Origin of the sequence: Pseudoalteromonas sp. L1, assembly GCF_021728095.1 — a bacterium.
Classification (GTDB): Bacteria; Pseudomonadota; Gammaproteobacteria; order Enterobacterales; family Alteromonadaceae; genus Pseudoalteromonas.
Genome location: NZ_JAKKCT010000001.1, coordinates 600410 through 617198, shown reverse-complemented (window position 1 = coordinate 617198; position 16789 = coordinate 600410). Strand labels below are relative to the sequence as shown.

Genomic DNA, 16789 nt, shown 5'->3' with positions numbered 1-16789 from the left:
TTACACAAGTAGACCAGTCAAATAGCTCGAAACAAACAATTAATGCAACAAAGAAAAAGGCCAAAACATAATGTCTTGGCCTTAGTAGGGAAAAATATTAATAGTTCATTAGAACTTAAGGTTAACACTCATATGTACAAAACGACCTAAAGTGTCATAGTAGCCGGCCACTGTATTCGCGTTTGACGAAATAGTGTTACCAACCATAGGAGGCTCTTTATCAAAGATATTATTAATACCACCTGTCAGCGTTACGTGCTCATTGACAGAGTAATTACCTGAAAGGTCGATGAAGTTGTAAGAATCAATACCACCATTTTCAATTAATGATGTATCTGCATCACCTTCATAGTCTACGCCACCGTAGTAACGCCATTTAAGGCCTACTCGCCAATCATCTGCAATATAATTTACATTCGCAGTGTGACGCCATTTTGGTGATGCAAAACAGTCCGTACTTACATTACCAGAACAATCATAAGCCAGTGACTCATCACCTAGGATTGGCTCCACTTCTTTTTTGATGCTGTAATAACCATTAATATCAAATTTCAATGTTGCTTCGTTAAGCTCCATTGTGTAAGCAGCTGTTAAATCAACACCTTCCCACGTACGACCACCAATGTTGTCACTTAAGTTTACAACATAACCATCTTGGCCTAACCATAGGCTACCTGATGCACTTCGTTGAATATTATCACAGAAGAAAGCATCACCGGTTGTAGCACAGTTATTTAAGATGCGCTCAGCACCCACAACACCCACTACTTTTTCCATTTCAATTTGGAAATAGTCAACAGAGAAGTTGAAGTTATCAAATGGGTTTGCAACTAAACCAATCGTAATGGTTTCAGCTTCTTCCGGTTTTAGGTTTGGATTACCACCGGCAAATTGATTGTATTGACCTGCAGGTGATGCAGTAACGGCACCATACTGTGAACCAGTTACACCCGTGTTAGCACACTGCGCTGAATCATATGCAGGGCTGTCACTTGCACAACCGTCACTACCACTCCAAAGGCTGATGCTTTGTGCTGCGAATAGCTCACCAACATTAGGAGCACGAACCGCTTTTGCAAAGCTTGCACGGAACTTATACGCATCGGCTAGTGTATAATCACCACCAATTGAGTAAGTTGTATCTGAACCTGTTGTTGAGTAATCAGACCAACGTGCAGCCGTTGAAATATTAAACTCATCTAGCACTGGAATTTGCAGCTCACCGTACACTTCATTTACATCAATCGAGCCATATAAGCTTGGTGATGGACCACCTTGACCTAATAGCTGACCTTCTTCATAAACCGTATCTGATGTACGCTCATATTCTTGCTCACGGCGTTCCACACCAAATACAGCTGCAATAGGTAAAGATGCACTTGGCAGAGTCAAATCAAGCTCACCTGATACATAACCACTATAAATTGTTTGTGTTACTAAACCAGTTTGCGTACCAACACCTGCTAGCTGCGCTGCTTGCTCAGGTGTTACGCCATCTAGTTCAAATACATTATAGTAAAGACAACCATCTGCTTCTTCACATGATGTACCAACAGCACCAACACGTGGACCAATTTTTGGTGCTAATAAATCATTTTTATACACTGAGCTCGATGTTGTTGCAGAGTAGTTATAGCTAACATCATATGTCCAGTTATCATTAATCTCACCTTCCATACCCGTTAGGATACGATACGAAGTATGCTCTAGATTATCTGCACGCGGGCCACCTTCAACATTACGTTTACCGATGTAAGCAACAAATTGGTCACTTCCTGTTTGACCAAAAAGCTCTTGCAACTGCTGTTTTTGTAAGTCCGACAATAATGGGTTGTTATAATCCATTAAAAACTCTTCGTTGAAGAACGTCCCCGACTCAGCGATTTGACCAGCTGTTCTATTGTGCATAAATGAGAACTCTAAGTATGGTCTAAAGTGCTCATTGATTTCATAATCAATGAAGCTACCTAATGTAAAGCGCTCATTTGGGCGTAAGAAGTGATTCACAGGCGCATAGTTATAACGATAGCCATCATCTTCAATAAAACCCTGACCATTTGGGTTTAGATAGCCCCAAAACTCTTGTGTATAATCCACTTCGCCATCAACTACAGGGAAGATATCAAAGTGTGGGTTTGGTGTATTTGCTGAACCACCACACACGTTACCCGCACCATTTAAAGCACATGACGAATAGTCGCGGCTACCCTGCAACAGCTCTGTTTGACGGTTGTAAGTTACGTAACCAACTGCATGGCCTTTACCAGAGTCAAAGCCACTACCCACCGTTAAATCTAAGCTATATGACTTACCATCGATTCCCGTATTGCCCGTTTCATAATCATAGCCTTGATCATCCATCAGGCCTTGAATATACCCATTATCATTATTATGTTGATAGCCTGATGCTCCCATGTTGAATGAGATACCATCAAACTCATCGTTCATCACAAAGTTAACAACACCCGCAACAGCATCAGCACCATAAACTGCCGCCGCACCACCTGTTAGTACGTCAACACGCTTAACTAATGATGCTGGAATTTGGTTAATATCAGGAACCTGAGATGTAATACTACCAGCCTGCATACGGCGGCCATTGATCAATACCAATGTTCTGTTTGAGCCAAGACCACGAAGGTCAACGGTTGCGGTACCCGTTGCGCCATTCGCAAGAAATGAACTTTGCGCAGCTTCAATTTGTGGTAATTGGTTTAATACATCCTCAACACGAGAGAAACCGCTCAATTTAATCTCTTCAGCAGTCATTACAGTAACAGGACTAACCGTCTCAAGGTCTGTACGTTTGATACGTGAACCTGTTACTTGGATGCGCTCAACTTTTTCAACACCGTCATCGGCTGCATTTGCAGCCATAGAAAAACCTGTCGAAGTAGAAGCAACGCCAAAAGCAAGCGCAAGGCGCACCGCTTTTGAAACTTGATTATTTAACATTTGATTCTCCCTGGACCACCAATAGTGGTTATAATTAGTATAGTTATGTTTATTTTTTGTTACCCAAACTTGGTTTGGCCAGAGAATAATAAACAAATGAAAATAAATTTCCAGCACTTTATTTACATTTATTTAATAAAATGAATTTATACTGTAACAACCTTACCTTTTCGCTCAAAAAACAAACGACCAGTAAAATCGGCACTTACAACCAACTACTCACCAAAAATAACTAGAAAAGCTGTATTTGCCTGTCTTCAATTGACGCAAATTTTGCAACTAAATTACCAACAATCATTTCAGCAATTGGCAATAATTGCTTATTTACATAAACAGAATAATCATATTGATGGTTGCCGATATAAAATTCAGCCCCCTGTGCGGTGTACACATATTCAATAGTTTGTCCGCGCTTAATTTCACGGTGAGGGTTGTCAGCTAGGTATTGCTTTGCAGCTTTAACATGAGGAGGGATATTTTTTTGGTAATCAGTTAAATGTTGACCTAAACGTTTACGATAAATAAGCAGCTCATCGTATTCGCCGTTATAGAGCTTTTTTACATACTTATCAAATGTTTGTATGATTAACTCTTGACTGTATGAGTCGCTAAATAATATTTCAAACAACTCAACTTGAAATTTATGAGCTAACTCCGTCCAATCACTGCGCACTGTCTCCATTCCTTTGAACACTAAGTGTGTGGCGCCATTTTTATCTATCTTACCTACATAGCGCTTTTTTGAGCCCGTTGCTTTACCACGTATTGTTGGCATAAAAAATGGGCTATAGTGGGTTTCATATTCAATTTCTAAGTAGCTGGTTATATTATAATTTTTTTCAAGCTCTGCGTGCCATCGCGCATTAATTTTCGTAGCAAGTTCAATACCTATTTCATGACAACTGGCAGGATTTAATTCATCATCTAGCTTAACAAATGTCGAATCTGTATCACCATAAATAACTTGGTAGCCCCACTGCTCAATCCATTGCTTTGTTGTCTGCATGATCTCATGCCCGCGTAAGGTAATCGAACTTGATAAACGCGGATCGTAAAACCGGCAACCTTTAGAGCCTAAAACGCCATATAAACTATTCATAATGATTTTAATGGCCTGCGAAAGCATCGGTTGATTGTTATCTTTAGCAACTTGTCGGGTTGTGGCTAATTGGCGTATTAGTTTAGGTAAATGGTGCTTCGTTCTTGAAAACAAGGCTTGATTAAACCCTTCAATCGCTAATTCTGGTTGCTTTAGTCCCTCGACTAGACCTAAAGGGTCAATGCAAAAAGTACGCATTATTGACGGGTAAAGACTTTTATAATCAAGCACCACAATATTTTTATATAACCCTGGTTCAGAGTTCATAACATAGCCACCAGGGCTGTCAAAGCTTAAGCCATGATCACCCAAATTCGGTGCCACATAGCCACTACGGTGTAATAAAGGGAGGTAAAGGTTGGTAAAGGCAGCGACAGAGCCGCCCATCCTCTCGAGTTCAAGACCTGTCATTTGACTGCGAACGGCAGCAAATTCGAGTAACTTTAATTTTTTGAAAATACGCTGTACTAAAATACAATCTTGTCGATTGTATGCCGCAAGAGAAAGTTTATCCTCGTTAAATTGACGAACAATCTCATCTAACCGGTTATCCGTACTAATTAGCTTTTCTTCACCAAGCTCAATACTGGCTACATTAGCTAAGCTAAAACTATCATAGTGATACGTGGCATTTTTGAGCGTATCAATACCATCAATAACAACTCTGCCTGGGACTGTGACACGCGTGAAATTGCCGACCCTTAACTGCATTTTTTCATTATTACGACCTAGGGGAAGTTCAACACCTAGCGCCTCAGCACGCTCATGCAGCACACTGAAATCAAACTCAATAACATTCCAACCAATAATAACATCAGGGTCAACAGTTTGAATTTGTTCACATAGCTTAGTAAGCAGGTCTATTTCATCAACACACCATTGAATATTAAAATCACGCTCTGATGTATCAAGCGGCTCACCAATCATTAAAACAGTATCGACATTGTTCCCCACTAAACCAACAGAAAATAAGACCCCGTCCCCACTACACTCAATATCTAATGAGAGACTTGTAAACTGAGGTGTGAAATCATTATTTTGTTTAAACTGAACATCTGTTAACACGCGAAGCGGTGAAGATTGCACGACTCGCCCCTTTGCCCACACCGCACCTTTTATAAAACGCTCCATCAAAAAGCGATCTACCGGCCTAATATCGTCTTCATAGACATTCACAAAGTGGGCTTTAAGTTGTTTCGCTGCTTTATAGTAATGTTTTAAGGACGAAAAATGACAGGCTACAACAGGGTGTTGTTGAAATGTTTTTAACGATATATGTTTAATTTCACAGTGAATTTGGTACTCATTAAAAAGGCGGTTGACAGTGTTCAGATCTTGCTCACGAACAAAAAATACAGCCTTTTGCGGCGAACTAATCAGTTTAACAGGCCCTTGCTCTGACAAGATCCACACTACGATAGATATACCTTTGGCATTATCAAAACATTGCGTAGAAAGAATAAAGCCAGAAGTAAGCTGCATGTAAAAACCTTTTAGCCTAAATAAGAGTAAAGCAAACGCTGAGCGACAAAATTAACCACAAGTTGCTTGTAGTTACCGCGTTAAATCTCTAAAATTCATTACTGTAATTATATACATACTTTAGGTTATCTGGACATGCTTTCTGACTCTTTAAAAAAAACAATTAGGCAAATTCATAAGCATGTTGCTGATAACCTAACTGATTATCGCCCTCGTAGCAGTCAAAATTATTTAGTAGCAGAAATCGCTAAAACTTTGGCTGGCGAATACCATAAATCGCAACGTATCTGCGTTATAGAAGCGGGTACTGGTACAGGGAAATCACTTGCCTATTGCTTGGGAGCCATCCCTCTGGCAATGGCAAAAAAGAAAAAGCTGGTTATTTCAACCGCAACAGTCGCCCTTCAAGAACAGCTCATTAATAAAGAACTGCCATTTTTTAAAGAACACTCAGGGCTAGATATAAAATTTGACTTGGTTAAAGGTCGTCAACGCTATATTTGCGCACAAAAGCTTAGTGCTGCAGTCAATGGTGATAGCCAGACACAAATGGAGTTTATGCCGACACTGTCATCTCCATTATCTGATATGGAAACCAAGTGTTTAAAGCAACTTTATGATGCTTACTCTAAAAAACAATGGCAAGGCGACCGCGATAGCTGGGCTGATACAATTCCTGATAAAGTGTGGAACTTAATTGCTTGTGATAAGCACTCATGCCAACGGCAGATGCGTGCTCATCAATTATGCCCTTTTCACATGGCACGTCAGCGTCTTATGCAAATGGACGTGCTCGTCATTAACCATTCTTTATTGCTCGCTGATTTAGACCTTGGCGGCGGTAAAATTCTCCCTGAGCCTGATGACACTATTTATGTTATTGATGAAGCACATCACTTAGCCCACATCACCCGAGACTTTTCATCTGCTGCTGCAACTATCAAAGGCACTATAGATTGGCTTGATAAGCTGGTTAAATTCGCTGGGAAAATGGCAAATGTATTGGTAGGTCAAAAAGCCATTGGACAAAACTTCAAGCTCAGTGACAGTATCAATGATGCGGCAAAGAATTTAAAAGTGGTGCGTGATATTCTTGATAATGCAGATTTTAACTACAACAGTGACGATACCTATCGTTTTGAGCACGGTGAAATCCCAGCCTCTTTACATGCCAAAGCAAAAGATATCAGCGATGCCACTTTAGATGCTCTACGCGCTCTTAACAAAATGCATGACACCTTGGTACAAGATGTCAGTGATGGTGATATAAAACCTTACGTAGCCGATCCTATCTTAGCTGAAAGCGGTCAGTATATTAATCGCTTAGAGTTACTGAACAAATTATGGTTTAGTTATGCCACAAAAGGCGAAGGTATTCCCCATGCACGGTGGATAAAACGCCTAGAGTATAAGAACCATCATGATCATTTACTCAGCGATTGTCCTATTGAAGTCGGTTATTACCTAAAAGATAAATTATGGAACCAATGTGCAGGTGCAGTGCTCTGTTCAGCCACACTAACGGCGCTTGGTTCATTTGATCATTTTGCTTACGAATGCGGGCTTGCAAAAGAAGAAGGCGTAAAATACATCAAAGTGCCTTCACCATTTGACTACCCAAAACAGGCGACGTTGCATATTCCAAGCAGCCATATTGAACCCACAGATAAATCGTTTAGTGATCATCTCGCTGAGCAATTACCCAAATTCCTAGATGATAAAAAAGCCAACTTAGTCCTGTTTGCTTCATATTGGCAGATGGATCACGTTGTAAAGATGCTACGCAGTAAAGGTATTGATGTACTCGTACAAGGCGAGATGTCACGTGAAGCCTTACTCAAAAAACACAAAGCGAATGTTGATCTTGGTCGCGCTAGTTACTTATTTGGCACACAAAGTCTCTCAGAGGGGCTTGATCTGCCTGGCAAGTACCTCGAAAACTTAGTAATCACAAAAATCCCATTTGCAGTGCCCACGTCACCAATTGAAGAAGCCCAAGCGGAATTTGTACAAAGTAAAGGAGGCAATCCTTTTTTATCGATCACTGTTCCTGATGCAGCGAAGAAATTAGTACAAAGCTGTGGTAGACTGCTGCGCAAAGAAAATGATCAAGGTCGCATTACAATACTTGATCGCCGTTTAGTGACCAAGCGGTATGGCAAAGCCATGCTTGATACCTTGCCACCCTTTAAAAGACAAATTGATTATTAATGTTTGAATTAGCTTTAGATCCAACCACATGGGCACTACTTTGCGCTGTTGCCTTAGCCGCAGGCTTTATTGATGCAATTGCAGGCGGTGGCGGTATGCTGACAGTACCTGCACTTTTGACCGCAGGCCTTCCTCCTCATCTAACCCTAGGTACCAATAAGTTAGCTGCGAGTTTTGGCTCATTAACTGCAAGTGTCACTTACTTTCGAAAAAAGCTATTTAACCCTAGGTTTTGGGCCGCTTCCATTATGGCCACAGCCATAGGTGCGCTGTTAGGTACCTTAATCGTTGATTACCTTAGTATCGACTTTTTAAACAAGTTACTTCCTATCGTTATTATCTTAGTCGCATGCTACAGCCTCTTTGGTAGTTTAAGCACGACCGAGCATAATGAACTGCCTAAACTCGATGCAAAAACAAAACTTAAACAATGGATACAAGGTTTAGGGCTGGGCTTTTTTGATGGCCTAGCAGGCCCAGGCACAGGTACTTTTTGGACCGCGTCAAACAGCTTACTTTATAAAATGAGCTTGCTGCTAAACTGCGGCCTTGCTCGATCAATGAACTTTGTTTCGAATTTTATCTCGTTGATCACCTTTGTCGCACTGGGCCATGTTAACTTTTTACTTGGTATCACGATGGGCTTTTTTCTTATGTTAGGTGCGTGGATTGGCGCTCATTCTGCAATAAAATTCGGCAGTAAAATGATTCGCCCTGTTTTTAATACTGTGGTAATCATTTTAGCTTTAAAGTTAATTTATGAGGCATACCTATAAATGAACTCACCTGCTTTAAACAAACTACATGAACAAATTGCTAGGCTTAAGCACCAAGCTGAACAATTTGATAACGGCCACTTCTTTGCTAAAAACCGTTATATGCAAGCGCAACCAAGTTTGTTTGATAAAGGGGTCTTTTCGACAAAGAGCATGAAACTCGTCGATTATGTCATTGAGATAGAAGAAGAGCTTGCCACTTTACCACCCGCTGAACATCGTCATGCCTATCAATATGCACTAGAGCGCATAACTCAACAGGTGCAGGCGGTATTTAATGTCATGAAATCAACGCCTGTGTGGGCAAAAGAGAATAAATTTACTTATAAAGCAAAACCAAAACAGCATATTTTTAAACAAGCAGTTAAAAAGATTATGCAATCATCGCATGAGCTGTATGATGAACTGAAACAAAATCATGAGTTCGAGCGCAGATTGGTGTTAATGATTGAAGAAAGAAAATTAAAACTCGATGCTGCTAATACTGCCCAAGCGAGTGAAATAAACAAAGAAATATTAGCTCTTCATGCGAGGCTTGGCCGGTGCCGAAAAGCCATTTCGGCCACTGAAGATAAAATACAGCAAGTCGAAAAACAGCAACTCAAATAATGTACTACTACCACCCTAGCTACTCTGCACTTGATTTACCAGAGCGACACCGCTTTCCAATTCAAAAATACCAATTGTTAAAAGAGCAGCTAAATCACTTTATTGATGACGATTTTTTTATAACACCCAAGCAAGCAAATAAAGAACACTTAGCCCTGTGCCACGATCAGCATTACATAGATGCATTTCTCGCAGGTACGCTTGCACCAAAAGCCATTAAAAAAATGGGCTTTCCTTGGTCTGAATCACTTGTTGAGCGTAGTTTATATTCAGTGGGAGCAGCGATTCAAGGCGCTGAATATGCTTTAAAGCATGGTGCAGCATTTAACTTAAGTGGTGGTTATCATCATGCATTTAGTGATCATGGCAGTGGTTTTTGTATTTTTAATGACTTAGCGATTGCCGCCGCACACCTTATACAAACTGAACAAGCTGACACCGTAGTTATTTTTGATTGTGATGTACATCAAGGTGACGGCACTGCCGAGATTATTAATCAACACGAGCAGATTATTAGTTGCTCTATTCATTGCGAACAAAATTTTCCTCGCATAAAGCAGTGCTCTAATTACGACTTTTCTCTTGAACATGGCACGAAAGATAGTGACTACCTAAAAGCTGTGCAACAAGCCTTTGAGCTTACAACTAGACTGCATCAACCCGATATTATCTTATACAACGCAGGTGCAGATATTTTTAGTGATGACGAATTAGGCCATTTTTCGGTAAGTTTATCGGGTGTTTATCAACGCGACCATTTTGTTTTAAGCCAAGCCAAGGCGCATAACATTCCTATTTTTGCAGCATTAGGTGGCGGCTATCAACGCAACACCGAACGTTTAGTTAATGTACATAAACAGCTTTTTAAAGCCGCTGTCGATTTATTCTAAAGCTTGGTATACACTAAAAATACTAATTAATCAGGGTTAATATGTATGAAGTTACACGATGATATTCACAACTATTTTGAAAAGCTCGTTGTAGATGATATTGCAAAACGCAATCTTGAATCAGTGTACAATGAAGACATCATGGCTGACTTGTGCTGTACAGTCCTTAATCAGTTACCTGCCCGTTATATTCGTTATGATGTAGATATGGAGTTTTATCTGCCACAATCAGAGCGAATGCTAATGGAACAACAAGTACAAACCGCTATCGATGTTGCCATCACTCAAGTTTCAAAGAAGAAGGAACTCAATAATGAGTCGTGAATTGGAGGCTGCGCCAAATCATATTAAGCTTGCTGTCGATTTAATCATGCTATTAGAACAAAACGATGTGCCAGCAGAAGATGTACTCGCAGCCCTTGAAATTGTAAAATCTGATTTTGAAAAAAAGTTAACACAAGCTTCAGATTAACCTAAGCAGTTTATTTATTGTGCTGCTTTAACCGTACTTATCTCCTCATTTTTATTATCATCTCCACCGTTATAGCATGACACAGGAAATACCTTGTAACAGAAACCCCTTTGCTTTTTATAATGCAAGCTATACTCTATTGAATAAAGTACAAGTATAAAAGGAGAATAAATTATGTCAGGTACAACCATGGTGGTATTAATTGTACTCATTTCAGTCAGTTCAGGTGTTATTTACGATATGTATAAAAAACACCTCGAGTTTAAATCTCGTACCTTAAAAGACAGCAAAGAAGCAAATGAACAAGTGGCTGCTGTTACCGCTGAATTACTTGAATTAAAGCAACGAGTACAAACACTTGAAGCGATTGTTACCGATTCAAGCTATAACGTAAAACAAGAAATTAATAAGCTGTAATTAACAATCTAGCGCTTTATATTCATCGAGCACACCTTGATAATACTCAGCATCTTGATTCAGCATGCGGCCGTAGTGAGCACGTAATTGCTGTAGATATGCTTTGTGTTCTTTGCTATTCAATTGCCACATCTTGTTGCCTGTCCGTGAAAGCGGCTCTGATGACAGTGGACTAACAGCAATAACCTCATAAAAGCGCTTATTTTCACAAACCATTTGTTCATCGACTAAGCCCATATTTAATGTTTGCATATGGCTTCGCACTTTATAACTGTGATGAACGGGACAAACAACAAAATCAATTTGACAGTGTGGATTACGCAATACTATTTGCGATAAAAACTGCACGAGTAAATCTCCCCCAACCCCTGCAATTATGACCAAATGACGCTTATTAGGGCTGGGGTCAATTCTAGCCACATCTTGACAATGAACCTGCCAAGCTGTTCGCTGACTATCTGTCGAAAAGCGTTCAAGCATATTACGCAATGACTGCATTAGCTCTGGCACAATATCCACAAAGTGAATCTTCGGCGCCTTATTTTGCTTTAGTAATTCAATGCCTAAAAAGCCATGATCGCAACAACAGTCCCAAATTTCGTCGTACTCAGTTGTGACCATCGAAGCAATAGCAGATAAACGTTTACTCAGAGCCATTCTTATGCCGATTTATAAACGAGTGCTTTTAAACTTCTATCACTATCCACTTCAACAAACCCATCAGTAGGCGCCAAGCGTTCAACAAAACTAATTGCGCCTTGAGTATGTTCAGTAATTAAATCTTTAAACGCCTGCTCAGAAAGCTCTGGACTATTAGCGCACAATAAAAGCTGGGTGTTTTCGTTTAGCAGCTCAGGTAATCGACGCAGGATTTTTTGATAGTCCTTGGTCAATATAAAGCTCCCTTTTTGGAAGCTAGGTGGATCAACAATGATCAATTCATACGGTGCTGACTTTTTCAACTTACCAAACGATTTTAAAATATCATGGGGGTAAAAACTCACCCCTTGTGTAAAGCCATTCAGTTGATGGTTTTGCTTGCCAGTTCGCAGCACACCTTTATTCATGTCCATATTAATAACTTGATCTGCACCACCCTGCATTGCAGCGACAGAAAAACCACAGGTGTATGAAAACAGATTAAGCACCTTTGCGTTATTACTATTGGCTTGAACAAACTCACGACCACGACGCATATCCGGAAAAATACCGGTATTTTGTCTGCTTAATAAATCAACTTTAAACTTAATACTGTTTTCGGTTACGACATGTTCTTGCGGTAACTCACCGCAGATCAAAGTATTGCGTGTATTAATTCCACTGCGTTGTTGATAAACCAGCGTGTTTACAAGCTCAGGAACATGCTCTTGTGCCCACTGCCAAATTGTATCTGTTAATTGCGTTAGTTCATCATTTTCAATTTCTTGATAAGAAACTAAAAACAGTACTGGTGGATAAAAATCAAGATTAATATGGCTAAGCTCAGTCACTGAGTGGCCACGGCCATGAAAAATTCGGCATAACTCATTTGCCGCAAGCGGCGCATCTGCTAACGCAGTTAAAATGGCTGAAAATTTATTTGTCATTGCACTTAGTTAATTAATTGTTGTTGTAATTCATGTATTTCATCACGCACAGAGGCTGCCTTTTCAAACTCAAGGTCACTTGCATAAGCATGCATTTTTGCCTCAAGGTTTTTAATCTGCTCAGCTATTTGTTTCGCGCTTAATACCTGTTTTGACTCTTTTCGTACTAATTTAAGATTGTCTTTTGGCGCTGCTTCTTCACCCACATCCATAATATCGGTGATACTTTTAACCAGAGCTTGTGGCTCAATACCATGTTCAAGGTTGTAAGCTTGCTGTTTTTCACGACGACGGTCTGTTTCATCAATGGCTTGACGCATAGAGTTTGTTATACGGTCACCATATAAAATTGCTTTACCATTTAAGTGACGAGCCGCACGACCTATGGTTTGGATTAATGAACGTGTAGATCGCAAAAAGCCCTCTTTATCTGCATCAAGTATCGCCACCAAAGAGACTTCTGGCATATCAAGACCTTCTCGCAATAAGTTAATGCCTACTAACACATCAAATACACCAGCACGTAAATCGCGGATAATTTCAACCCGTTCAACGGTGTCGATATCTGAGTGCAAATAGCGAACTTTTACATCATGATCATTTAGATAGTCAGTTAAATCCTCAGCCATACGCTTAGTTAACGTGGTAACCAATACTCGCTCGTTAACCTCTACACGCTTGTAAATTTCCGACAATAAATCATCAACCTGAGTACTTACAGGTCGCACTTCAATTTCAGGGTCTATAAGCCCTGTCGGACGAATCACCTGTTCCGCTACTTCTCCTGCTGAACGTGCTAGTTCAAAATCACCCGGCGTTGCTGATACATAAATAGTTTGCGGCGCAATAGCCTCAAACTCTTCAAACCGTAATGGCCGGTTGTCTAATGCCGATGGTAAACGAAAGCCATATTCAACAAGGTTTTCCTTGCGGCTTCTATCACCTTTATACATCGCACCAATTTGCGATACAGTAACGTGAGATTCATCAATGATCATTAATGCATCGTCGGGTAAATAATCTAATAATGTTGGCGGTGGATCGCCAGGTGTGCGGCCTGATAAATAACGACTGTAGTTTTCGATGCCAGAGCAATACCCCAGTTCAGTCATCATTTCGATGTCGTACTGTGTACGTTGGGCTATCCGCTGCTCCTCTACTAATTTATTAGCACTGAGCAATTGAGAGCGGCGGTCTTTAAGCTCATCTTTAATTTTATCAATGGCGTCCAGAATTTTTTCGCGAGGTGTTACATAGTGCGTTTTTGGGTAAATTGTCGCGCGAACAATATGCTTTTCTACAGCCCCAGTTAGAGGATCAAAAATACTGAGACGTTCAATTTCATCATCAAACATTTCAACTCGTACTGCGTAAGTATCCGATTCAGCGGGGAAAATATCAATCACTTCACCACGCACACGGTATGTACCACGGCTAAACTCTATATCATTGCGTGTATATTGCAGCTCAGCTAGACGGCGCAGCATATCTCGCTGGTCAATGGTCTCACCCACTTTTAATAACAGCATCATTTTCATGTAAGAGTCGGGATCACCCAAACCATAAATAGCTGATACTGAGGCAACAATAATAGTATCTCGACGTTCTAATAGTGCTTTCGTCGCACTCAAACGCATTTGTTCAATATGTTCGTTAATAGATGCATCTTTTTCAATAAAGGTGTCACTTGCTACCACATAGGCTTCGGGCTGATAATAATCATAATAGGAAACAAAGTACTCAACCGCATTATGTGGGAAAAACTCTTTCATTTCGCCATAAAGCTGTGCTGCTAATGTTTTATTATGTGCCATGATTATCGTGGGGCGGTTTAAATCATGGATAATATTAGCCATAGTAAAGGTTTTACCTGTTCCCGTTGCACCTAATAAGGTCTGGTGTGCAAGGCCGGCTTCTAACCCATCCTTTAGCTGCGCTATGGCAGTTGGCTGATCGCCACTGGGCTGAAACTGTGAGACTAGTTGAAAATGATCGCTCATGAATGACACTCCTTCATCGATGCAGAGCTTAAAAGATCCACATCCTTTATAAACCATTTGTAAGCAACAACAGCTGTAAATAAATTACCAGCAGCAGCACCAATAAATAACCCTGTCAGTCCTGCCATAAGGTTACCTACATAGGCAAAAGGAACATAGAAAATAAATAAACGTACAACACTTAAAATTAATGCATTCATAGGTTTATGTAACGCATTAAAAGATGAATTAGATAAAATAATGACCCCTTGCAAGCCGTAACTTAAAGGGAGAATGTAAATAAATAGCTTAATAACATCAATAACAGCTTGCTCTTTACCGAATACCTCAGCAATAAATCCTGATGCCACAATTAGTAATAAATAAATAGCAAACTGCCAAATCATCACAAACTTTAACGTTGTGGTGTAAGCTTCTTTTACACGTTCAAATTTTCTAGCGCCAAAGTTCTGGCTGACAAAGGGAGGCAATGTCATCGACAGTGCCAATACAACAAGACTCGCTATTGATTCTATACGACTGCCTACTCCAAAAGCTGCAACAGCCTCTGGGCCATGCTTAGCCACAAGGGCTGTCATCACCGCCATAGCAATTGGCGTTAACATATTTGCGCCTGCTGCGGGTAAACCAATTTTCAGAATTTTACGCACTGCGCCTATGACAGTTTGTTGACCTGCGTGCAAACTTAATAAGCCATTCTTAACCGCTAAAATATAGAGAATAATCACCACAGCAACAGACCATGCAATGACACTTGCAATGGCTGCACCTTGAATACCAAGAGCCGGAACGGGGCCGAAACCAAAAATAAGTATAGGGTCTAAAATAGCATTGATTAAGCCAGCCCCCCCCATAACGATACTCGGTGTTTTTGTATCACCACTTGCACGTAAAACAGAGTTTCCCACCATCGGTGTGATCAAAAAGACACTTCCTAAAAACCACACGCTCATGTAGTCATGTATTAATGGCAATACTTGCTGCCCTGCCCCGAGTAACTTGAAAATAGGCGCAATGAGTAAATAACCAAGCAGCGATAAAAAAAACACCATCACGACAGAGATCAATAATGCAATGCTCGCATCAAAGCGTGCTTCATCAAGCTTATCGCTACCTAACGCTTTAGCTATTACGGCTGAAGTACCTATGCCCAAACCAATTGCTAAGCTAATCACAGTAAATGTTACAGGGAAGGTAAAACTGACGGCCGCAAGAGGTTCTGTGCCCAGAAGGCTGATAAAGAAGGTATCTACAAGGTTGAACATCATCAGTGTGATCATGCCAAAAATCATTGGAATGGTCATTTTTTTTAACGTAGGTAAGATTGGCGAGTTTAAAAGATCAGGTTTAGATTTGCTTTGCGAAGTCACGCTCATGGGAATACTTTAGCCTCTTTTACTGAACCTGTAAGTTTAAAGCATCCTGCCCTTGCAAGCCATGCTTTATTCAAAGAAAGCTTCACTGCCATTGCTATATAATGTAAAGCTAGACGCTTGCAACGTTTATAAAGAAGTACCCTTTGATAAATTAGTTTTTAAAACAGCTATACGCTTAGTATTAGCAAAGAGTATTTCAGTAAGATTATTTCAGGATGTCACTTAAAGGTTATTAAAGTGCTACTTTTGACACTTTGGTGCAAAATTAACCGCCAACCCCATCAAAAAACAATATAAAAACACTATTAATAGCTTTATTACATTTAAAATGCAGTAAATGCTGTTTTTTTACACAATAAAATAGACCATTTAATAGCCTGTAAAAAAATTACCTGCCAATTCAGGCTTACTTCAGTTTAAAAGACTAACTATTTGATTTTAAATACTATAAAAAAAATCATTTTAGTACTTGAAATTGCTGTAGCGCCCTAGAAACCTAGCACTATAGCTGTTCTTAAAGTTTAATAAACAGAGTTATCCACAGAAACCGTGGATAACTCTCTGGAAGCCGCATTTATCAAGGCTTCTAAAGGAGAGTTGCAGAGTTAAATAATAAAACAAGACAAGTTTAGTGTTTGACGCTTTTAGTCTTGAAATTGATAAAAGCGATAATTAGCTCACCTACCTAGCTTGCTAAATAAGCGATTAGAATATTCATCTCTTTTTTACGACACCCATAACAACTTGATTAACAATAAGAAAATATTAAATAATCGATATTGTTACTTTGCGTTTCGCGTCATAAAAACTAACATTTTTCAAATCATATTCCCACGCGACAGAAAAAATGACTCCCTTAACTGCACACTCTAGCCCGATTGCGTCATCGATTAGATTGAATTTTCCACACGATAAA

Annotated in this window: 13 protein-coding genes; 7 read left to right on the top strand and 6 right to left on the bottom strand. The window is 39.9% G+C overall.

The features are described from left to right. Positions 1-108: 108 nt before the first annotated feature. Positions 109-2955, bottom strand: coding sequence for a TonB-dependent receptor (locus L3V38_RS02895; RefSeq protein WP_237118287.1), 2847 nt, complete (start codon positions 2953-2955; stop codon positions 109-111). A 232-nt stretch (positions 2956-3187) separates the two neighbouring features. Then, complete coding sequence (locus L3V38_RS02890) at positions 3188-5536, bottom strand: DNA polymerase II (protein WP_237118286.1); 2349 nt, start codon at positions 5534-5536, stop codon at positions 3188-3190. A 135-nt stretch (positions 5537-5671) separates the two neighbouring features. On the opposite strand from L3V38_RS02890, the gene dinG reads away from it, so the two are divergent. The 7 genes from dinG to L3V38_RS02855 all read left to right on the top strand — a co-directional run bounded on the left by dinG (position 5672) and on the right by L3V38_RS02855 (position 10911). Further along, the gene (gene dinG, locus L3V38_RS02885; RefSeq protein ID WP_237118285.1) at positions 5672-7747 is read left to right on the top strand and encodes an ATP-dependent DNA helicase DinG; all 2076 of its coding nucleotides are present in this window, start codon (positions 5672-5674) and stop codon (positions 7745-7747) included. Then, a complete protein-coding gene (locus L3V38_RS02880; protein WP_062569995.1) occupies positions 7747-8523 on the top strand; it encodes a TSUP family transporter in 777 nt (258 codons plus the stop codon). The genes dinG and L3V38_RS02880 overlap by 1 nt, the downstream gene beginning before the upstream one ends. After that, positions 8524-9132: a primosomal replication protein gene (locus L3V38_RS02875; protein ID WP_237118284.1), complete on the top strand. Its 609-nt coding sequence runs from the start codon at positions 8524-8526 to the stop codon at positions 9130-9132. Beyond that, positions 9129-10022: a histone deacetylase gene (locus L3V38_RS02870; RefSeq protein WP_237118755.1), complete on the top strand. Its 894-nt coding sequence runs from the start codon at positions 9129-9131 to the stop codon at positions 10020-10022. Before L3V38_RS02875 ends, L3V38_RS02870 begins: the two co-directional genes overlap by 4 nt. 45 nt (positions 10023-10067) lie before the next feature. After that, positions 10068-10346 carry a late competence development ComFB family protein gene (locus L3V38_RS02865; protein ID WP_062569992.1) on the top strand — a complete coding sequence of 93 codons (279 nt, stop codon included), beginning with the start codon at positions 10068-10070 and terminating at the stop codon, positions 10344-10346. Further along, entirely contained in the window at positions 10336-10494 is a 159-nt protein-coding gene (locus L3V38_RS02860) for a YbaM family protein (RefSeq protein ID WP_130150218.1), read from the top strand. The genes L3V38_RS02865 and L3V38_RS02860 overlap by 11 nt, the downstream gene beginning before the upstream one ends. A 174-nt stretch (positions 10495-10668) precedes the next feature. Continuing rightward, positions 10669-10911 carry a hypothetical protein gene (locus L3V38_RS02855; protein ID WP_062569991.1) on the top strand — a complete coding sequence of 81 codons (243 nt, stop codon included), beginning with the start codon at positions 10669-10671 and terminating at the stop codon, positions 10909-10911. Here the strand turns inward: L3V38_RS02855 and L3V38_RS02850 are convergent, their stop codons facing one another. Genes L3V38_RS02850 through L3V38_RS02835 form a run of 4 tightly spaced genes read right to left on the bottom strand, consistent with a single transcriptional unit; the run spans position 10912 to position 15873 of the window. Then, entirely contained in the window at positions 10912-11568 is a 657-nt protein-coding gene (locus tag L3V38_RS02850; RefSeq protein WP_237118283.1) for a tRNA (adenine(22)-N(1))-methyltransferase TrmK, read from the bottom strand. 2 nt (positions 11569-11570) lie between these two features. Beyond that, positions 11571-12497, bottom strand: a complete 927-nt coding sequence (locus tag L3V38_RS02845) for a class I SAM-dependent methyltransferase (RefSeq protein ID WP_237118282.1) — start codon at positions 12495-12497, stop codon at positions 11571-11573. A gap of 5 nt (positions 12498-12502) precedes the next feature. Next, positions 12503-14497 (bottom strand): excinuclease ABC subunit UvrB, encoded by a 1995-nt coding sequence (gene uvrB, locus L3V38_RS02840; protein ID WP_237118281.1) that lies wholly within the window; start codon positions 14495-14497, stop codon positions 12503-12505. After that, positions 14494-15873 carry an MATE family efflux transporter gene (locus L3V38_RS02835; protein WP_237118280.1) on the bottom strand — a complete coding sequence of 460 codons (1380 nt, stop codon included), beginning with the start codon at positions 15871-15873 and terminating at the stop codon, positions 14494-14496. Before L3V38_RS02835 ends, uvrB begins: the two co-directional genes overlap by 4 nt. Positions 15874-16789: the final 916 nt, after the last annotated feature.